The organism is Shewanella holmiensis, assembly GCF_025370255.1.
In the GTDB taxonomy this organism is placed as follows: Bacteria; Pseudomonadota; Gammaproteobacteria; order Enterobacterales; family Shewanellaceae; genus Shewanella; species Shewanella holmiensis.
On record NZ_JAMTCD010000011.1, the window covers coordinates 57,974 to 78,448 of the forward strand.

The following is a 20,475-nucleotide window of genomic DNA, read 5'->3' on the forward strand; positions in this document are numbered from 1 at the left end:
AAGTCGCTTCATCTTTAGTGTTGCGGCTTAATAATATAAATGTAATCCTTTGTTGCGTTTTGTTAAGCCATTGCAGCAATAGGCTGCAAATAAAGTAAAAGTCATCACGCCACCCATAATACACGCCAGTCTAATCCAGGGCGCATCCATTGCCATACGCATTTGCACAAAATCAACCGTTGATACTCCCCAAACAAAAATACAGCTTAAAACTAAACCTAACTGTAACAATCTGGTCACAACGATATGTTTTATAAACATCAAGCTCGGTAACATTGCCGCAGTAATGGCTAATTCAATCTGGTTGAATCGAAGAAAATGCGCACCAATTAATAAATAGGCGATTGAAATAATCAACACTCTCCACCACATAAATCCCCTCCGCAATCAATTTTTGGTTATTCTACGCCCGATTAAAGCAGTATTATGTTTGCTTGTTCACAATTAATGGTTTTACTTCAATTATTGCAATAAAAAATATTGATGATTTTTTGTAAAAATATTTAAAATCAGTAATTTATGTGTTGGTGGTGCTGTTTTTTTAGGTGTGTTTAATCGTAAATGCTACGAATGAATTGTGTAGTTAACAATGAAAACAAAGGCGAGGGGAACTTTGAAAAGTCAAACCAACAATGAAAAACAGGTTCGCTTTATCATGAACCTGTTGTGATCAGTTGTCGTAAGTGCGTTAAGCTAAAATTGTGCCGTTAAGCTCGGGTAAACTATTCTGGCTTACAGTATGCCTCAACATTGCTTTGATTATGTTCAAAACCCGCTTGTTCAGCTAGCTCCCATGGTCGTTCACACTTATTGGTTTTCGCACACCACATATAACCTGCCGAGGCGATACACCCATGTTCATCTTTATCTGCCCCAACGGCAGCTTGTCCTGTGGTTTCAGCATTTTCACTGCATCCAATTAAAGATGTCATTAATATTAAGCTTAGTAGGCTGATTTTTTTCATTTGTATGATCTCCTTAGTCCATTAGGGGGAAATAAATGCTTTTTATAATACATTTCAATAGAACAACTAAATCATAATATCGTGTTAAATATTTATGGTAATTCTTACTGCACTGATATCGATTATTTTAATGTTTTGATCGTTAACCCTGTTGATCGTGTGGCGCATTATTTAAATACTGATTAATGTCCACATCATCTATCTGACTTGGGGCTAAAAACTTTTTGGCGTACTCAAGATAGACGCCGCTAGTGAGAAACAACTTAAACACCTCATAATCGATATGCTGATCTAATGCCATCTTGTGTAAAATATTAATGGCGACACTCATCGGCTTAGCTTTTTTATAAGGTCTATCAGCTGCGGTAAGGGCTTCAAATATATCCGCTAATACTAGAATTCGCTCTGGAATTGATAGATCTTCGGCACTCAGTTTTCGCGGATATCCTGTTCCCTTAAGGGTTTCATGGTGAGTGGATGCATAACGCGGAACCTTAGCAAGCTCTGGCGGAAACGGTAAGTTCTCTAACATTTTAATCGTACTGGTGATGTGCTCATTAATCTTAAATCTGTCTTCGGCGGTGAGTGTACCTCGCCCGATGGATAAGTTGTGCAGCTCACCTTGGTTATAAAGGTGTTCGGGGATCTCCATTTTTATGCCAAATTTTTCATCAAAATGCACCGGAAAATCGCGCTTAATAATGTGTTGTGGTTTATTACTCAATAAAGACTCAGTCACAGGGAGCGATTTTTCGCCTTTAGGGTAATTGAGTTCTTCGACAGGTGAAAGGCCTAGCTTGTCACTGAAATGCCTAACCCAAGGTATTTTTGCTAGCTGATTTAATTTATCGATATGTGCCTGATCCATAAATTCACCGCCTACATTGGCATTGGCTATAAAGGTAAAATCTTCTGTCAGCTTGATAAAGGCTACATCTAGCTCTAATTTATGTACTTCTTGTTCATTGGGACTGGCAATGCATTGGCTGTAGTAATGGATTTGTGCGTCACGCCAAAGCACTTCAAAGCGCATTCTAATCTCATGAATACGGTTATAAATGACCTCTAATTTAGTGCCTTTATCGACAATATGTTCCGGTGTAGTAATTTTACCGCAATCATGTAGCCAGGCAGCAATTCTAAATTCTCGTTGTTCATCTTCATTTTTAAATCTAAAATCTTTAAATGCTGGTGACTTAGACTTTGAGGCTTGTTCAGCCAGCATTAACCCTAGTTCTGGCACCCGGTTACAGTGACCTGCGGTATAAGGGGATTTATCATCAATGGCCTGTGCAATGAGCTTAATAAAGGCTTCCATCAGCTCTTTTTGATTTTGCTCGTGTACTTTTATTGATTCAGACATGTCCACCATAGAGTATGCTAAGTCATCAATCTCTTTAATGAAAGATTCAACTCTCACTACATCATCATATTGACGATGCTTAATTTTATTATTTTCTAGCGCTAACAAATTGATTGGCTTGATAATAGGTGAAGCAAATAGCCAAGACAGTGGCAATACCAACAGTAAACAAACTCCAGTCACTAAAATCGATTTTTTTACCTTGTCATGTGTCGATGCTAGTAACACATTGGTTGGCACTACAATAGCAAAATACTCGTTTTGTGATGCGGCATGCCCCAAGGGAGTAACGTAGACAAATCGTTCAACGCCATCAATTTTTTGTACGTTTAATTTTTTTTGCAAGTTCGGGGTAGCCGCTATTTCGATAAGCTGCTTGTAAGGAACGGTTCCTTGAACTATTTCTGGCGCACTTTTTTTGCCATGAGAAAACCACTTATCACGAAGAGCTTGAAACTGCGCAGGAGTAATATTTTTGATTGCTAAATTTATTATTTCAACCAACGGTGCATTTTTAGGTTGCATAACAATGCTAAGGCCGGATTCTATTTGGACTGGCGAGTAATCAATGGTTTCATGAAATTGTAAATTCTCAATAAAATAATGTTTTGCCGTGTAGTGCAGCACAATACTGTTGTCTAAGGTGGCAAACACCTGTTTTTCTTTAACGGCCTTTAAAGTATCTAAAGTCGATAGATACTCGACCACCTCAATTCGGGGAAAGTGCTGCTGAATCATTTTTGTGATTGACCAGCCCTTTGGGATTGCGACTCTTTTGTTGTTAAGTTCACTTATGTTGGTAATAGGGCCGACACCATCTTGAGTGACGACCGCAAAAGGCAAACTCAAAAAAGGATCACTAAACACACCTAAATTGGCATTTTCTTCAATTTTCATCATGGAATGCAAGATATCTATCTCACCCTTTTTGAACTTCTCAACAAACTCAACCCAAGTAAAACCATTATTGTATTTGATGGTCAATCCGGTCATTTGCGCCACAATATTGAGCAGGTCTATGCTGTAACCTTGGGGCTTACCTGCAATAGTAAAATCAATCGGTGGCCAGTTGGTCTCGTTTGATGCAATCAATGGCAAAGTATTCGCTATGAGTGACTGTTGCGCTTCAGTTAGTTGTAATGGTACTGAGGGAGGGATCTCCATGTCATTAATGGGTTCAATATTTGAGGCAATAAGATCACCGCTAGCCTCAAAGATAAATACTTCTTTGGTTTTGTCGCCTTCCGTGTTTTTACCTAATCTATTTAAATAATCTGACAGGCTAGATAAGGCAATATCCACTCCTAATACTGCATTACCTTGGGATACTGGGATCGAATAGGTTATACCTGGGGACTGTAAATTTTGAAAAAGGTAAGGCTCGGTTTTAGTGACAGTATCTGCAACCGCATTGATGTACCAAGGACGAAGTGTTGCATTAAATTCGGCATGTTCGCTGTTCATTGTTCTTAGAGTAAACTTATGATCATAAAAGCGCTTATTACGCACTTTTTTACCTTGTTCATTTTTAATATCAATAATGACCCAACGATCTGAATGAGATGCGCCAAGTTGATCTCGTACAATTGGGTGCGCATTGAGGTTAACTAATTCAAATAGATCACCATTGTTAGAACCAATATAAATGGCGTAAATAAATGGGATTGAGCCCATCACATCGGCAAATATATTCAATGATTCCAGCGTTAAACCATTGTCGTCATATAAGGTATTATAATGCGCCAAAAGACGTGTCGTATTAATGGCTTGGTTATCGACTTGCACGAGGAATGAGCCAGTGCTGTTGGCACTGTGGTCATACAACTTTAGTGCAGCCTCAGTTGCTAGGCGTTGGCTAAAATAAAACTGTAATCCGATAGCAATAGTGGCTGTAAATAGGGTGGCAATAATAAAAATGCTCACAACAGTAAACCGTATCGTTAACCGTTTGTATTTTCCTGCTGTCCCTGCGTTCATCAGCTATTCCTATATGCTTGCAATCTAAACTCGTTCAAATAGTATAACAAGTTGACAACAAGTCAATGAATTATGTAAAATAAAACAATAAAATCAATAGCTAAATGGGTATGTAGTTATCCATGCCATAAAGGTTTATAGGGGCGTGAGATGGCTGTTAAACCGAATAATTTGAAATATTGGTGTTTATTGACACTTTGCATAGATAGCTGAAATTGATTGTTATTTGATGGATAAAAAGCCGCCAAATAATTAAGATTTGGTTATTGATAGGTTTAGCCACAGTGTTTCAACCAACAACCTGACGACCCAGAGCTGCATGATGAATTCAGTAAAGACATCGCTCTTGTTATTCCATTGATACTTACCTTAGAAATGAACATTATCGCCATTTGATATGGCGTCAATTCTAGACGCTAAATTCATATTATGAGCAATAATTAGCGGGGAGCTGAGGTGAAGATAAATGTGGCCTCTAACTTAGATATGTTCTAGTTCGCATTTGAGTAAATTCAATGTAGCTCTTAACTAGAAATTCGCTGTTAATGCTGTCAATTTGAAGAAATATGTAGCTATAGTTAAAGGTATCAAGAATAGTGATGTGGTAGTTAAGCGGGTAAGGATGATTTAAAGGGGTCTTATGTAATATGCTCACGTCAGGCTGTACAAAGCATTAGCTCCATGAAGGTAAATGTTCAAAACAATGTTCCTTTTGGTTCATGCAAAGTGACAGTGGTGAAGCAGTATTTTTTGAATGAATTATTAGCTTTGTTTTAGCGGTATATCGCGCAGCCTTGTCGCCAGATCATATGTCTTGCGAAAAAGGGGGGGCCGAATCTGTCATGTTAGAAAAGCAAAAAGCCAGCTATTAAGCTGGCTTCTTTAATTTGGTCGGTATGAGAGGATTCGAACCTCCGACCCCTTCACCCCCAGCGAAGTGCGCTACCGAGCTGCGCTACATACCGAATTTTGTTGCATTACTAAGTTTCAAATTAATGGGGTAAACCTAGCGAGAAAGCACTTTAGCAATTGCCAGAGCTTGACGCAAGTACTTCGTTAATCAGTAATTATTGACTGATTATTATCTATGCAACTGACTAGCAAAAGATAACAAAAACAACCTAAATTGCCCTTGAAAACAATTAGTTTTGGTACAGCCGTCTGCCTTCGCGCATCACTTGAATCAGTTCTGGAGCACTCATTTTTTTGTCTAAACGCTTATTAAAATCTAGATTGTAAATGCGATATTTACCGTAACGACTAAGCACAGTGATCTCGTCTTTTTGGTAAATGGCAAACTCACGGCTATTTCCTATATATATCCAAGATTCACTATTGGGCTCTAAAAGACTTCTGCCTGAACTGTATTCTTCACTAGGAGTGGTACAGCCTAATACTTTGCTTAAAATGGTTGGCGCGATACCGTAATGGCTTGTACGGTAGTTTATTTCGCCGTTTTGCATTTTTGACCAATGAATTATCAACGGTACCTTCACATTACTTGGAGATAAGTCGCGTCGTGCATCTTCAATATCACTGGTGAATACTTGTCCGTGGGTACCAGTAATCAAGACTATAGTATCTTGGGGCAGGGTAGGTAAAAGTTCACTGAGTTGGTTATCAATAAATTTTAACGACTGGCGATACTGATTAAACAACACTTTTTGCGCAGGCTTTAGGGGCACTGGTGATTTAACTGTTTCAATCCCTAAAAATCCCACTGGCGTATCGTAATCTTGTGGTGCGCTTAAATTAATAAGGCTAAACCAGGGCGAGGTTTGAGTTTGTTGCCATTGGTTAAACGCGGCAATATTTTTGAGATCGGTTGTTGCTGTACCATCATCACTTTCACTAATTGTGGGAGTAAAACCGTTAAATATGGCTCCCATTGAGGCTAATTCAGTTGCTGTGCGTCCAGTAAACAAACCTAACTGGTAGCCCTGACGTGTGAGCTCTTGGTTCATTACGGGAGCGATAATATTAAAATCTTTTTTATCGCTATAGTTGCCCTGTAGTCCATACATCAAAGTAAACATACTGCTGTCAAACTGAGTTCCACCACTATAATGCTGAGTGAATTTGAGTGATTTATCAGCATATTGGCTTAAAAACGGCATAGTGACATCATCAACCATGTCGGCACGTAGACTATCAATGGTCAGTAAAAGGATATTGGGTTGGGCTTTTTCAGCTTTACATTGTAATGGCACAATTGGGTATTGTAAGTTTGATGTTTTGTGCACCTCAGTTTCATCCATGTCGGCTTGGCTGTCTACGCCATGGTTTTCCATAAAGCTTCTTGCAGTGGCTGGATAAGAAACCGGATAGGCATCATCAAAACGGGTTATGTCAGTTACGTTGGCTGCATCGGCCCAAATGTGCACCAAATGACTACTCACAAAACATATGCCGACAAACAGTACAACTTTATTACCCCATTGTTTCTTTTGGATTTTATCGATTCTCTTCCAAATAAAGTTAGCTGCGGTGAGTTCGATTACGATAATTGCAAGTGGGGTAATGATGTAAGACGTGCTGTGTAATAAGGCGTTTAAATCTTGCCAGGCAAGGTCAAATGCAAATGGACTAAGGTGGATACCGTAATCGTCATAAATGATGGTGTCGTATAACAGAATATACAAACCCATCGAGGCAATGAAAGCGGCATAACCGCGCAGGATTTTTGAATAGGGCAAAAGTAGGCTGATTGGAAAAACAAACAGCACATAAACAATAAATGCTAAAAAGGTGAAGTGGCCAATAGTGCTGAGGGCAAGATACCCCCAGCTAATTAGCGAGTCTGGTTGACCTACACTACTGATGTAACGCGAGCCGATGATCATGGCGAGTAAACCATTAAAGAAGGCAAACCAGTGCCCCCAATTAATCAGACGCGAGACTTTGTCTCGAGTCATCTGTTTTCTGCGCTCGATCATGGGTTAAATCATCCCTAAATTATCAACAGTAGAATAAGGCAAATAAAAATTCACAATCAATTCGTTACTTAAGTGATTGGGTTAACGCTTTAGCAAATTGTTCTGCTACCACTTTACGAGACTCTGCTGGTACTTTCTTTTCTAAAAGATGCGTTACGCAATTGCCTAAAACCATTAAGCTTAAATCGGTTGGGGCTTGATGCTTGTTAAGTAGCGCTAACATTTCGGTGATTAGGGCTTCTACTTGGGTGTTACTGTATTTTGATTGAATGGCCATAATATTTACTAGTGTGAATGAGTTATCAATTAATCCATATGATAACGGATTTCAATCAAGCTCGCCTCATGTTTTCTATACCGTCGTGGCTAAAATCGTTATATCATAGCCGACTTCCTTAACAATATCTTGGTCACTAAAGGTTAGCGGATTTATGACGATTAGTATCGAACAAGCCATTATTCATGAAATTTCACTCGACAGTCAGGGGCAAATGGCCTGCCGATTACGTCCACAACCTTTACTAAATAGTCAGGCTGTTGAGGCTATGCTTGAAGAGTTACATCAAACATACTCAAGCAAAGCGGGTAAAGGTTTTGGCTATTTTGGTGTGCCGAATGAAGATGGTGATGCTAATGATGCCTTTGCTAATGCGTTAAAGGCGTATCGTGATGGGCAATCCGGTTTTGTTGACTTTACTGTTGCCGCCAGTCAATTGCTGCAAGCCGAATTAGCTAAGTATGATTTCTCGCAGGGCGGATTTTTGCTGATGTCTTGTTATTCAGCTATGGCAAGTGATTATCTTTTTGTTGCCTTGTTAAGTGCTAAATCATCGATGACGGTGTTAGATGATATGGAGCTATCGCAAAATAACCACCTTGATTTGAATAATATTCAGCTTGCTGCACGTATTGATTTAACTGAACTACAGGCAGATAAAGCTTCGAAAAAATACATTTCGTTTATTCGTGGTAGAGCAGGGCGCAAAGTTGCCGACTTCTTTTTAGATTTTATGGGCTGTGTTGAAGGGGTAAATACCAAAGCACAAAATAAAACCCTTATTCATGCCGTTGAAGATTTTGTCGCAGGAAGTGAGTTAACCAAAGATGAAAGACAGCAATGCCGTGACAGAGTATTTGAATATTGCTCAGAGCGTGCTGAAGTGGGTGCTGATATTGAAGTAAAAGATTTAGGTGACACCCTAGCTGATCAAGGAATGGACTCATTTTATGATTTTGCCTGTGGTGGCAACTATGAGTTAGATGATGAGTTTCCTGCAGATAAAGCCAGTCTCCGTAGTTTGAAAAAGTTTTCGGGTACGGGGGGCGGAGTAACACTCAGCTTTGATGGCGGCCACTTAGGCGAACGAGTGATTTACGACCCTATCTCAGACACTATCTTAATTAAAGGTGTTCCGGCAAACCTTAAAGACCAATTAGATCGTCGTTTAAAAGGTGAGTAAGCCTCAACGGTCTGTACAGTGAATAAAGCAGTGAACAAAAAAACATCTTTTTTAAATTAAGCACCGACTAAAGGTGCTTTTTCTTGTCGATAAAGTGGCAAAATACTGCTTTGAGGCTAAATTTAGGCATAAATCGATTTAATTCACGCTTTTTACTTTTCATTGCATTCAAAATTAGTAAACTAGCGCCAGTTTTTACCAACACCTTTGTGTTATACATTTGTGTGCACCACATGTATATGGGGAACTTCTATGATCACCGCTTACGCCTATCAAGACCGCAAACTCACAATCACTGAGCTGTCTGTTCAAGACATTTTGCCAGATAACACTCTATGGCTAGACTTATACAAGCCCAATGATGAAGAGCGTAATTGGTTACGTCGATTTTCTGCAGAGGAAGTTCCCGACGAAGAAGATATCAAAGAGATTGAAGCATCTGCGCGTTTTTTCCAAAATGAAGATGGCTTGCATATTAACTCATTATTTCCGCAAAGAGCCGGTTCTGATGTACGTGCTGTCAACGTGTCGTTTAACTTGCGTGAACATTTTTTACTGACCATGCGTGAAGAAGACATTGGTCTTATTCGCTTGTTACGTAACTATATGCGCTTAGGCCGCCTTGAGACCGAAACGCCTGAAGGATTATTGTTAGAACTGTTTACACTAAAGGTAGATTACTTATCTGACTTAATTGAAGATGTTTACACAGTGCTGGATAATGTAAGTGAGCAGGTATTTAGCGACGAAGAGCTTGATGCTGTGTTTAAGCAAATTACTTTGCAGGAAGACTCAAACGGTAAAATTCGTTTAAGTTTGCTGGATACCCAGCGCTCGTTAAGGCATTTACAGCGTTATTATCGCAAACATTTGTCTGATGAAAACTTAAAAGACATTCGTGAAATGCTGTCTGACATTGAGTCACTTATGCCCCATAGTCAGTTTATTTTTGATAAGTTGAAGTTTTTATTGGATGCGGCAATGGGTTTCAGTGGCTTGCAACAGAACAAGATTATTAAAATTTTCTCGGTTTCTGCTGTGGTATTTTTACCGCCAACGTTAATTGCGAGCAGCTATGGGATGAACTTTGCGTTTATGCCTGAACTTGCCTGGCAATATGGCTACCCATTAGCGGTAGGATTGATGTTTGCCAGTGCTGCGGGGACATATTTATTCTTCCGTCAAAAGGGCTGGTTGTAACTTCACCGGTTGTTATAGCCCCAGCATAGAAAAACGGACACTGTTAAGTGTCCGTTTTTTGTTAGGCTAACCTTTGCCAAAGGCATAGCTAATATTGTCTCGTGGACTTAAATATTTATGGATTTTTTCAGGCAATGCAGCTGCAGGCAAGCTACGAACAATACTCATGCCTTCTTTTTCTAGTTCAACTATTGGTGCTTGTGCAACGGGGACGATAGGGTCATAAGCTATGATGGCAGGGTAGAGAATATTTTTTAGATTGACAGACATTACCATACCAAAATGACCGTTAGATAATTCAACGACACTGCCGGGAGGATAGATCCCCAGTAACTTAATTAGTTTTTGAACGTATTCTAAATTGAGTTTCTTTTGATAATTTTTATACAGTAGCCCAAGCGCCACGCTAGGTGTTTTGGCTTTTATTAGCAAACTGCCATTACACAGGTTGTCATATTCATTTACTACGGCAAGTAGCTGAGAAAACTTATCTAACTGTTCAGCCTTTAACCCTTGAGGCGTGCCACTACCATCTAAAAACTCATGGTGGTTGGCTATCATAGGCTTGGCTTCTTCTGGGAAGGTATCGGCCAATTTTAAAAAGTTCAGGCTCATTAAAGGATGCTGCTTAACCAGATTTTCTTCTGGTGTTGATAATGGCACCACTTTATTCAAAATACTCGATGGAATTTTGAGCTTGCCGATGTCATGAAATAGACACCCAATACCGATCAATTCAATTTCTTCTCGGGTCCAATTTAATTCTTTGGCCATTAACATGCACATCATCGACACATTCAACGAGTGGTGATGAATAACATCGGATGAATTGGCATCACTCATTAAGTGTAAGGCAAGGTTGTCTTCATCAAGTAGCATATTAGTCAAGCTACTGATTAAATCTTTGGCATCATTAATAGCATTAAGAGGGCGACTAGACACTTTGCTGACCATTGAGCGCATCATTGAAATAGAGCGTTCAAATTGTTTTTCGGTTTTTTTAATATTGCGCTTTAGTTGTTGTTGTTTTTCAATTCGCTCTGATTTGTAATCGAGCATTTCTTGCCTGATACCCTCTAGCGATGTTGTATCAACAGGTGCTGAAGCATTTTGGTTTTCAGTTGTCGTTGGCGAAATGTCGCTACGTTGTGGGTCGTAAAGTACTTCTTTTACGCCTAATGATTTTATTAATTCAATTTGTGTTTGTGAGGTAATTTTGAACTTACTAAAAAGAAAAGGATGATCTTTCCACGATACTGGCAGGCTGACATAAACCCCAACTTTGAGTTCTGAGACGGCGATTTTTACATTTTTTTTCATAAAGATGGGTGATTAGGCTCAGGTCAAATACATTCAAAAATTGGGTTTAACTTCAACTTAGTATAAAACTTCGTCTGACTTTACAAATTGGTCACTTACATGCAGCATATTAACATTAACTTTGGAAATTAAGCAGTGAAATATGGACTTTATTGAAGTATACCCGAATGCAATCAGCGATGAACTATGTAACAAGTTAATTGATGCAGTAAAACATCACCCAAGTGTTATTCAAGGTGTAACAGGCAGTGGTGTTGATGTTACTAAAAAGTTGAGCCGAGATTTAATGTTAGATCAACACCCTGATTTAGCAGATCTTAAAAATGAATTACTGCAACTGACACTTGCGAACAGTGTGGAATATTTTAAAAAGTACGCCTTAGCTTTAATGGGGGCGGTATCAGTATCGGTTAATGATGAAAATGGCCAGGCAGTTGCATTGCAACCTGATAATTTCGATAAATTTGGGGCGGATAAAGTCAATGCCATTGTACGTTATCTATTTCGCAGTGGCACAATTAACGTACAGCATTATCAGCAGGGTAAAGGTGGATATCCGCATTGGCATTCAGAACAGTTCCCTCAGCAAGGGCACAATGAAGCTTTACACCGCGTAGTTCTGTATATGTTTTACTTAAATGATGTGGAAGAGGGCGGCGAAACCGAGTTTTATTATCAACAACGTAAAATAAGCCCGAAAAAGGGCACAATGGTGATAGCGCCTGCAGGTTTTACCCACAGCCATCGTGGTAATGTGCCTGTTAGTGGCGATAAGTTTATTGCGACCTCCTGGATTATGTTTAACCGAGCAGAGCAGCTATATGCAGCGATTTCACCCAGTAAGTAAGGCCCTGTGAATAAATGCCAATTACCCCTTATAAGGCAGCTGAATAATAAAGGCTGCTCCTTGTAAATGGCTGGTTTTAATTTCAAATGAGCCGCCGTAACTGCTGACAAGTTCCACACACACAGCTAAACCTATGCCTTGCCCTGCGTACTGTGTATCTGCACGAACACCTCTTTGGGTGACTTTTTTACGATAGTGTTCATCAACACCCGGGCCGTCATCGTCTACCTGTAACTTAAGTAAGCCATTTGTTTGTTGCTGCGCCGTGATCTCAATGGTACTTATGCAAAATTTGGCGGCATTTTCTATCAAATTTCCACAAAGCTCCATTAAATCGCCTTTACTGACAGGAAAAGCCAAATCGTCAGGGCAATGTATGATGAAGTTGATATTTTTATTCTGATACAACTTAGACAACATTTGGATAAGCTGGTCAAGAACAGGCCTAATGTCGGTATACTCTTTTAATAATCCTTGTCTACCCATCATGGCTCGTTTCAATTGATACTTAACAAGGTGGTCCATATCTTGAATCTGTTGCTGTATTTGTTGGTCTTTGTCTTGTTGTGTTAGAGATGAATCATCAATTAATGCGATACTTGCCGCCAAGCGTGTTTTCAAGCTATGGGCAAGATCATTCATGGCATCCTGGTAACGACTTTGTCGTTGCTGACTTTGAATAATCAATTGGTTGAGTGCCTGCGTGATCTCTTGTAATTCAACGGGGTAATCATCGGACAAACTTTGCTGTTTGCCTTGCTTTAGTTTAAGTAACTCTTGCTTAAGTTGCTTTAGCGGTAGCATTCCCCAATAAGCGGCACTGATTAACAAAAAGAGGGCTGCACCTAGCACAATGGCAAGACGAAAATAGGTTAATCGATTGAACTTTTTTAATTCAGAGGTGATGTTTGCCGCATCTTTTAGGATTAATAAATGAAATGCTTTACCATCGATAACCGTGCTGAGTTTAAATACCAGATAAGAGGGTAACCCATCAAAATCAAGATAGTAGGCTTGGTAATCATCTTTGATGTCTGAATATTTTTCGCAAATTTCAGTAAGCTGTAAATCTTTTGCCAGCTGTGAACGCCATAGGCTGTTAAAATGGTTATTACAGGTGGCCATGATGTAACTGGTTTCAATGTTGTCATTATCTTCGGCTTCGGTGATGGGGATTAAGTTGTTTTCACGAAATTCAGCAGCAATAACGGGTAGTTCTGCGATATATTCGGCGGTAATTTGGGCGTAGCGATTTTGGGCATGCAATACCGTTACCGACCACGCAAAGCCAAAGCCCACAAGCGCGATAATGCTAAGTGATGTCACAAACATTCTTGTTAAAAGACGTTTTTTCGGCTTGTAAATTAATTGCATGGTAAGTTGAATTTATATCCTTGGCCACGAATGGTCATAATGGCATCTTCAATACCCCCATTGGCTAGTTTTTTACGTAAACGACTGACCATCACCTCAATCGTATTTGGGTCGCCTTCTTTGTCACCGTAAACCACATCTAATAATCGTTGTTTTGCAACCACTTCATTACAGTGACGCATTAGGTATTCCAATATGTTGTATTCAAAGGCTGTAATGTCTAAATGCGCTTCATTTAGACTCACCTGTTTACTCGCCAAATCAACAGATAAAGTGCCGCAGCTGATCATAGGTTTTACAAACCCCGCGCTTCTGCGTACCAATGCGTCTAGCCTGGCAATCAACTCTTCTTTTTGAAAAGGTTTCACTAAATAGTCATCCGCGCCAGCGTTTAGGCCTTCTACTTTATCCTGCCAGTTAATTCTTGCCGTTAGAATCAGCATAGGAGCGGTCACTTTGGCTTCTCGTAGTGACTTAATCAGGCTGATGCCGTCTTGATCTGGTAATCCTAAATCGACAATCGCAATATCAATAGGATAATTGGTTGCTTGAAAGAAGCCCTCTTTGGCGGTAGAGGCAACCTGTACCTGATTGCCAAGTTTAGTAAGTTGTACGTTTAAATGATGAGATAAAATGGCATCGTCTTCGATCACTAAAATTCGCATGTGCAACTCCTTGTACTGAAATATGGTAACTGTAGATAAAATAACGTGTGGCTTAAAAACTGCTTATTAAGCTGATGGCAATAGTGAATGACACACCGATAAAAATGATCCCAACTAACGCATCAATAATATGACTAACGTTGAGTAACTTTACTTGAATGCTGGGCTTGGATAATACCATGGCTAACAGACTAAACCATATCAGCGATAAGGAAAACAACAGTACAGTTGCCGCTGTTTTGGTTATAAGGTTGACTTCAGGAGTAATCAGCACAGTAAATAACGTGATAAAGAAAATTAATGCTTTAGGGTTAAGTAAATTGGTTAACAAACCGACTTTAAATCCGTTAAATACTGACTTTTGTGGAGCATCAGGAACAACTGATGTAACAGTTTGAACTGGCGCGTGTGTAGAGGCTGCAATAGCTTTGAAGCGTCCTATAGCTGATTTCAGTGCTTGAAAGCCCATCCAGGCCAAATAACTCACACCAATACATTGAACTAAGGTGTAAGCAAGAGGAGATTGACGGATCATTAAACTGATCCCCACAAGCGATAATAGCGTGTGGATTAAGATAGCTATTGAAATACCCAATGCGCATGCTAATGCGGTTTTACGATGTTGTTGTGTGGCCATTTTTACAATAATGGCGAAATCAGGCCCTGGACTTATTAATGCGATGCAATGAATAACAGCCAAGCTGGCTAATAGGGTAAAGTCCATTTATGTTCCTGATTGTAATAAAATTGTTTTATTCTTTATAAAGTAAAAATAAAAAAGGCGCAACCAGTGCGCCTTTTAAGAGTGCCTAACTGTGTTAGGTTTTTGAATTTGCTTTTGCATTCAAGACTTGTTCTTCAAAACTTGTCGCAGCTTTACCTGCTTGTGAGTCATTGAACACCTCTTCGTTGAAAGCACCTTCTGATTTAGCAATAATAACTGTTGCGACGGTATCACCAGTAACGTTGACAGCGGTTCTTAACATATCAAGTAAACGGTCTACACCAATGATCAAGGCAATACCTTCTACAGGCAGTCCGACCTGGTTTAATACCATTGCTAGCATAATCAAGCCTACGCCTGGCACACCAGCGGTACCAATTGATGCTAAGGTTGCAGTTACAACGACCATAGCATAATCAGTTAAACTCAGCTCGATACCAAATACTTGAGCGATAAATACGGTCGCCACCCCTTGCATAATCGCCGTGCCATCCATATTGATGGTTGCGCCAAGTGGCAATGTAAACGAAGCAATTTTGTTATCTACACCCATACGATGCTCAGATGCTTCGATCGTTACGGGTAACGTGGCATTCGAACTTGCGGTGCTGAAAGCGAACAGTTGTACGTCACGTATTTTACGTAAAAACATTAATGGGTTTAATCCCGAGAACACTTTTAGCAGTATTGGATAAACCACAAGCGCTTGAATTAACAGCACCGCGACGACCAATAAAAAGTACTTCACAACACTGCCGAAGGTTTCCATTCCTAACGTTAAACTCAGTTTCGCCATTAACGCGAACACACCATAAGGTGCTAACTGCATCACTAAGGTGACAACGCGCATGATGATTTCGTTTAAATCGTTGAAGAACAGAGCCACTCGTTCGCCACGTTCACCAATATGGGAAATAGCAAAACCAAAAATGACAGCAAATAAGATAATTTGCAGCATGTTACCTTGTGTCATCGCTTGAATGGGGTTGTCAGGGACGATATTGATGATCACTTCAGATAAGCTTGGAGCCTCTTTTACCGTGAACTCCATAGTTGAACTCACTAAGCTAGCATTGCCAGGATGAATCAAAATGGCGGCCACAATCGATATGGTTAATGCAATAGCCGTAGTAAACAGGTAAAACGAAATGGTTTTACCGCCTAAGCGACCAAGCTTAGAAGGGTCACTTAATGAGCAGGTACCACAGACTAAAGAGACAAACACTAACGGTACAACTAACATCTTTAAACTTGAAATAAATATTGCGCCGATAACGTGCAATAATCCTTCAGTGATGTAATCTTTAACAAATAAACTGTCAGGTAAAAGGTTTCGTAGAAGCAAGCCAAGTAAAATACCTGAAGCCATGCCAATTAAAATTTTACTCGTAAGTCCGAGCTGTTTTTTATTGCTCACAATCGATCCTTCCAATTATTTTTCTAAGTATTTGGGGGCTAACCCGCTAAAGCCTAGCAGGAAAGGGTAACTTATGAAATGGTATAAAAGTTAAAGTTTATGTCTAAATGTGCCGATTAAAGTGTTCAGGTTGTGGCATAGTTATCAGATATTTGTGTATTATTGTCTAATAGGTAACTATTATAAATCATAAGTATTATTCTAATGTAACAGGGAGCCTGACAATGAGGTCAGCAATTAAAGTTTATTTAGCACTAATTTGTTCTTTTTTACTCGTCGCCTGTGGTGGCGGCGGCAGTATTACCGATGACGGTAGTGGTGTGACACCTACGCCTGTCACCATTTCTGTTGCGTTATCTATCGATAACACTCAAGTTTCAGTTGCTGAACCCGCAACAATTACCGCGACAGTTGTCGATTCGACAGGTAGCCCGGTAAGCACTCTGGTCAGTTTTGAATTAAATGATGACAGTTATGGTACTTTTTCTCCTGGAACGGGTCAGGTATCAACCAATGCTGATGGTGTAGCAACGGTTACCTTGAATACAGCCTCAGTCAATACTGGTGCGACGGTTACCGCCACTATTACTTCTGGTGAAACTGCCTCGTTAAACCTCACCATGGTTGGTGACGGCGGTGAAGCGGGTGGGGGAGCTCAAGTTTCTTTAGTGTTAACAGATACTGCAGGCACACCGGTACAGACTATTAGTACATTATCTCCTGGTAAATTAACGGCTACCGTTACGGGTATCACTAAGCCTACGATTGTCACTTTCGAGTCAGATATTGGTGATTTACCCATTAAAACAGCAGTGACTAACTCAGCAGGTAAAGCTGTTGTTGATATCTATGCTGGTAGCGCTTTAGGTGCAGGAGAAGTCAGAGCGACCTTACCTACCAATGAAGTAGGTAAAACTATTGTAGTAGTAGGTGCTACCAATGTAGTAATGGGCAGTGGTTCTGGTACTTCTTTTGTTGTAGGTCAAGCAGAAGTCAGTACAACTAATTTATCTGCAGGTGGTACGGCAACCATTACGGTACGTATTCAGGATGATCAAGGGCAACCTTTTAATCAGCCTGTAGATGTTAACTTTTCTTCAACCTGCGCGACTAAAAATCCAGCACAAGCCGAGTTGAGTTCTCCGGTTTCATCAAGCAATGGTGTGGCCACTTCAACATATCTTGCTCAAGGCTGTGTCGGTGAAGACCAAATCAATGTGACCGCAAATGCGGGTGGCATTAGTTTGTCAGCAGTCGGTACTATTAATGTTTTACAAGCCGACGTTGGCAGTATTTCATTTGAATCAGCTGTGCCTGAAAATATCAGTATTTTAGGAACTGGTGGTGTTGAATCATCTACGGTTAAATTTAAAGTATTAGATAAAAATGGCAACCCTGTTAGTAATCAATCAGTATCGTTTAAATTAAATACCGTCGTAGGCGGCGTGGCAATTACCCCAACAATAGCCACAACCAATAATCTAGGTATTGTACAAACGGTAGTCACAACCGGTACCGTGGCAACATCTTTACGAGTTACCGCCACTGTTGAAAACGGCTCTACACCGGTAATTTCAAGTCAATCTAAGCAATTAATTGTATCAACGGGTATTCCTGATCAAGACAGTTTCTCTTTATCCGCTGAAGTTGTTAATGCAGAAGGTTGGAACATTGATGGTACAAAAGTAGTTGTGACAGCTCGCATGGCTGATGCGTTTAATAACCCTGTGCCAGATGGAACCACTGTTTCATTTACCACTGAAGGTGGCTCGATTGAAGATGCCTGTCAAACCATTAAAGGTGAGTGTTCAGTAAATTGGACCAGCCAACTACCTCGTCCAGAAGGCGCAGTTTTAATTGATGGTACCGGTGCTATGGTACGTAATCCGATGTCGGCATTGTCTTATGATGCAACATTAGGTTTGTATGGCAACTTTTATGGCCAAAAATACGGCGGACGTGCAACCATTACCGCGACAGCAATTGGTGAAGAATCTTTCCCTGACTTAAATGGTAATGGTCGTTTCGACGCCAGTGAACTCAGTGAGTTTAGAAATGGTGTTGATGTAACGGGGCAAGCGTTCGATTTAAATGATGCATTTAATGACTATAACGAAGATAGACTATTTAACCCACAGCAAGCGGGTGGCCAGAGTGGTGGTACATTAGAAGAGTTAATTGACTTTAATTCAAACGGCACCTTCGACGTCAAGGATGGTTTATATAACGGTGTACTATGTTCATCACCTGCTCATGCTGGCTGTGCAGATGGCAGCAATAATTCTAAATCGTTATATGTTCGTCGTAGCTTAGTGATGGTGATGTCAGGCAGTACAGCCTACGCAACAGAGTCAAGCCAGATATTAATCGATGATAGAGATGGTCAGCATTTAGGTGGCAACATTACGATTGTTGGTAAAGGTTCTGCTTCTGTGTTCTTCACTATTTCAGACTTACACAATCAGCAAATGCCAGCAGGCACAATTGTAAGATTTAAAACCTCAGCAGGCTCGGTGGTCAGTGCGAGTGAATATGTATGGCCAAGCACTAACTATAATGGTGGCCGAGACTTTGGTGTAACCATTAAAGGTGAAGATGAACCAAACTCTGGGGTGTTTTTAGTTGAAGTAGAAACACCTGGTGGCACTGTTACTGAAGTTGTCGCAATTGGCGTAACTATTTTATAGAACAAATTTAGCTATACCATGATTAAAAAGGGCGCATTATGCGCCCTTTTTAATGTCTATCTTGAAAGTTATACCCGTAAAAAAGCCGCTGTTATTAACAGCGGCATTTCATTTATAGGTAAACCATTACTTTTGGAACTGATACACGCTGCCCAGTTTCAATATTTGAGTTAGCTCATCTAACGCGGTGCGTGACTCCGTAATTAATTGTGGGTCGGCTAAATCTGCTACCGTTAACCTGTCACGGTAATGTTTTTCTACCCATGTATTTAATCGGCCAAATAGCATGTCATTCATTAACGTGTTTTGATTTACTGCGGCCACTTCAAGCTCATTCATTGCCACGCGTAAACGTAAACACGCTGGGCCTCCACCGTTTTGCATACTTTGTTTTACATCAAAGTACTTCACTTGCTTGATTGGTGTACCCAATGTGGTTAGCTCATTCAAATAAGCAAATACAGCGGGGTTTTCCTGACAATCAGTTGGTGCCACTATAGCCATTTCACCGTTTGGTAAGGTAATAATTTGCGTATTGAACAAGTAACTTCTTACGGCATCATCAATCGATACTTGCGCTGTAGAGACTTTTATAAAATGCATTTCGGCGTTCATTTTTCGGCGGATCTCTGCAAATTTTGACTCGGTGTCTAAAAATGCTTGTTCATGATAAAACAACACATTTTGGTTACCGACAGCAATCACATCGTTATGAAACACGCCTTGATCAATCACGTCAGGGTTTTGTTGCATAAACACGCAGCTTTCATCTTCCAATTGATGTAATCGAGCAACAGCTTGCGAGGCCTCTAATGTTTGACGGGCAGGATATTTAACAGGCTTTGGTGCATTAGGGTTGGTTGCACTTTGACCGTATACAAATAACTCCACACCGGCTTTACCATAGTCACTGCATAAACGTGTATGGTTTGCTGCCCCCTCATCACCAAAGTTGGCATGCTCAGGTAGATGTAAGTGATGTTTGAAATGACGATCATTATTAAATGTGGCTTTTAAAATATTACCGGTAGTCAGAGGTTCAATACTTCTGTGCAATTTATCAACCAGGTTGGCTGGAGTGAAATGCACTTTGCCATCTCGGGTGTCAGCGGAAGGTGACACTGTTGCCGCATTCGCGGTCCACATGCTTGAGGCGCTACAACAAGCGTTGAGTAACGCAGGAGCCTGCTTAGCGGCTTTTTGTAACACTTCTGCGTCAGATCCACTAAATCCAATTCTACGCAAAGTACAAAGGTCTGGTCGCTCTTGAGGAGCAAGCACACCTTGCACCATACCTAAATCCGCAAGCGCTTTGGCTTTTTGCAATCCTTGTTTGGCTGCAGCCTTGGGGTTAGAGGCTTGGGCAGCATTAGAATAAGACGCCACATTACCAAAAGATAAACCGGCATAATTGTGCGTGGGTCCTACAAGGCCGTCAAAGTTTGCTTCAAATTGCTTCATGGCTAATCCTTCTTGATTATAGTTATTGTGATTTCGACATGGAAATAACACTCAATTTGCATGTAAGAAATGACTAAAT

Annotated in this window: 15 protein-coding genes and 1 tRNA gene; 4 read left to right on the forward strand and 12 right to left on the reverse strand. The window is 40.3% G+C overall.

Translation table 11 applies throughout. From position 1 onward, the window contains the following. Positions 1-27: 27 nt before the first annotated feature. The 6 genes from NE535_RS10220 to NE535_RS10245 all read right to left on the reverse strand — a co-directional run bounded on the left by NE535_RS10220 (position 28) and on the right by NE535_RS10245 (position 7,518). Entirely contained in the window at positions 28-372 is a 345-nt protein-coding gene (locus NE535_RS10220) for a hypothetical protein (RefSeq protein ID WP_261298541.1), read from the reverse strand. Between the two features lie 350 nt (positions 373-722). Next, positions 723-965 (reverse strand): hypothetical protein, encoded by a 243-nt coding sequence (locus NE535_RS10225; RefSeq protein WP_261298542.1) that lies wholly within the window; start codon positions 963-965, stop codon positions 723-725. Between the two features lie 142 nt (positions 966-1,107). Beyond that, complete coding sequence (locus tag NE535_RS10230) at positions 1,108-4,305, reverse strand: HD domain-containing phosphohydrolase (protein ID WP_261298543.1); 3,198 nt, start codon at positions 4,303-4,305, stop codon at positions 1,108-1,110. Between the two features lie 888 nt (positions 4,306-5,193). Continuing rightward, positions 5,194-5,270, reverse strand: a tRNA-Pro gene (locus tag NE535_RS10235). 177 nt (positions 5,271-5,447) lie between these two features. Further along, entirely contained in the window at positions 5,448-7,241 is a 1,794-nt protein-coding gene (locus NE535_RS10240) for a DUF3413 domain-containing protein (RefSeq protein ID WP_261298544.1), read from the reverse strand. A 64-nt stretch (positions 7,242-7,305) separates the two neighbouring features. Continuing rightward, positions 7,306-7,518, reverse strand: coding sequence for a YejL family protein (locus tag NE535_RS10245; RefSeq protein ID WP_261298545.1), 213 nt, complete (start codon positions 7,516-7,518; stop codon positions 7,306-7,308). A 154-nt stretch (positions 7,519-7,672) separates the two neighbouring features. Between NE535_RS10245 and yejK the strand changes: the two genes are divergently transcribed. Continuing rightward, the gene (gene yejK, locus NE535_RS10250; protein WP_261298546.1) at positions 7,673-8,701 is read left to right on the forward strand and encodes a nucleoid-associated protein YejK; all 1,029 of its coding nucleotides are present in this window, start codon (positions 7,673-7,675) and stop codon (positions 8,699-8,701) included. 252 nt (positions 8,702-8,953) lie between these two features. Next, the gene (corA, locus tag NE535_RS10255; protein WP_261298547.1) at positions 8,954-9,901 is read left to right on the forward strand and encodes a magnesium/cobalt transporter CorA; all 948 of its coding nucleotides are present in this window, start codon (positions 8,954-8,956) and stop codon (positions 9,899-9,901) included. A gap of 66 nt (positions 9,902-9,967) precedes the next feature. On the opposite strand, the gene NE535_RS10260 is transcribed toward corA, so the two are convergent. After that, positions 9,968-11,221 carry a cyclic di-GMP phosphodiesterase gene (locus tag NE535_RS10260; protein WP_261298548.1) on the reverse strand — a complete coding sequence of 418 codons (1,254 nt, stop codon included), beginning with the start codon at positions 11,219-11,221 and terminating at the stop codon, positions 9,968-9,970. 142 nt (positions 11,222-11,363) lie between these two features. Between NE535_RS10260 and NE535_RS10265 the strand changes: the two genes are divergently transcribed. Next, positions 11,364-12,068: a 2OG-Fe(II) oxygenase gene (locus tag NE535_RS10265; protein WP_261298549.1), complete on the forward strand. Its 705-nt coding sequence runs from the start codon at positions 11,364-11,366 to the stop codon at positions 12,066-12,068. Between the two features lie 21 nt (positions 12,069-12,089). Here NE535_RS10265 and NE535_RS10270 read toward each other — a convergent pair whose 3' ends face one another. The 4 genes from NE535_RS10270 to NE535_RS10285 all read right to left on the reverse strand — a co-directional run bounded on the left by NE535_RS10270 (position 12,090) and on the right by NE535_RS10285 (position 16,248). Next, on the reverse strand, positions 12,090-13,442 hold the full coding sequence (locus NE535_RS10270) for an ATP-binding protein (RefSeq protein ID WP_261298550.1): 1,353 nt from the start codon (positions 13,440-13,442) through the stop codon (positions 12,090-12,092). After that, a complete protein-coding gene (locus tag NE535_RS10275) occupies positions 13,433-14,107 on the reverse strand; it encodes a response regulator (protein WP_261298551.1) in 675 nt (224 codons plus the stop codon). The genes NE535_RS10270 and NE535_RS10275 overlap by 10 nt, the downstream gene beginning before the upstream one ends. Before the next feature lie 52 nt (positions 14,108-14,159). After that, complete coding sequence (locus tag NE535_RS10280) at positions 14,160-14,831, reverse strand: LysE family transporter (protein ID WP_261298552.1); 672 nt, start codon at positions 14,829-14,831, stop codon at positions 14,160-14,162. Between the two features lie 94 nt (positions 14,832-14,925). Then, positions 14,926-16,248: a dicarboxylate/amino acid:cation symporter gene (locus tag NE535_RS10285; RefSeq protein WP_261298553.1), complete on the reverse strand. Its 1,323-nt coding sequence runs from the start codon at positions 16,246-16,248 to the stop codon at positions 14,926-14,928. A gap of 224 nt (positions 16,249-16,472) precedes the next feature. Between NE535_RS10285 and NE535_RS10290 the strand changes: the two genes are divergently transcribed. Further along, positions 16,473-18,935, forward strand: coding sequence for an Ig-like domain-containing protein (locus tag NE535_RS10290; RefSeq protein ID WP_261298554.1), 2,463 nt, complete (start codon positions 16,473-16,475; stop codon positions 18,933-18,935). 126 nt (positions 18,936-19,061) lie between these two features. On the opposite strand, the gene astB is transcribed toward NE535_RS10290, so the two are convergent. Next, positions 19,062-20,396 (reverse strand): N-succinylarginine dihydrolase, encoded by a 1,335-nt coding sequence (astB, locus tag NE535_RS10295; RefSeq protein WP_261298555.1) that lies wholly within the window; start codon positions 20,394-20,396, stop codon positions 19,062-19,064. Positions 20,397-20,475: the final 79 nt, after the last annotated feature.

Bases quoted from the DNA above. Each gene is read 5' to 3' on its own strand.
- NE535_RS10220 (WP_261298541.1), bottom strand. From the start codon at position 372: ATGTGGTGGAGAGTGTTGATTATTTCAATCGCCTATTTATTAATTGGT.
- NE535_RS10225 (WP_261298542.1), bottom strand. From the start codon at position 965: ATGAAAAAAATCAGCCTACTAAGCTTAATATTAATGACATCTTTAATT.
- NE535_RS10230 (WP_261298543.1), bottom strand. From the start codon at position 4,305: ATGAACGCAGGGACAGCAGGAAAATACAAACGGTTAACGATACGGTTT.
- NE535_RS10240 (WP_261298544.1), bottom strand. From the start codon at position 7,241: ATGATCGAGCGCAGAAAACAGATGACTCGAGACAAAGTCTCGCGTCTG.
- NE535_RS10245 (WP_261298545.1), bottom strand. From the start codon at position 7,518: ATGGCCATTCAATCAAAATACAGTAACACCCAAGTAGAAGCCCTAATC.
- yejK (WP_261298546.1), top strand. From the start codon at position 7,673: ATGACGATTAGTATCGAACAAGCCATTATTCATGAAATTTCACTCGAC.
- corA (WP_261298547.1), top strand. From the start codon at position 8,954: ATGATCACCGCTTACGCCTATCAAGACCGCAAACTCACAATCACTGAG.
- NE535_RS10260 (WP_261298548.1), bottom strand. From the start codon at position 11,221: ATGAAAAAAAATGTAAAAATCGCCGTCTCAGAACTCAAAGTTGGGGTT.
- NE535_RS10265 (WP_261298549.1), top strand. From the start codon at position 11,364: ATGGACTTTATTGAAGTATACCCGAATGCAATCAGCGATGAACTATGT.
- NE535_RS10270 (WP_261298550.1), bottom strand. From the start codon at position 13,442: ATGCAATTAATTTACAAGCCGAAAAAACGTCTTTTAACAAGAATGTTT.
- NE535_RS10275 (WP_261298551.1), bottom strand. From the start codon at position 14,107: ATGCGAATTTTAGTGATCGAAGACGATGCCATTTTATCTCATCATTTA.
- NE535_RS10280 (WP_261298552.1), bottom strand. From the start codon at position 14,831: ATGGACTTTACCCTATTAGCCAGCTTGGCTGTTATTCATTGCATCGCA.
- NE535_RS10290 (WP_261298554.1), top strand. From the start codon at position 16,473: ATGAGGTCAGCAATTAAAGTTTATTTAGCACTAATTTGTTCTTTTTTA.
- astB (WP_261298555.1), bottom strand. From the start codon at position 20,396: ATGAAGCAATTTGAAGCAAACTTTGACGGCCTTGTAGGACCCACGCAC.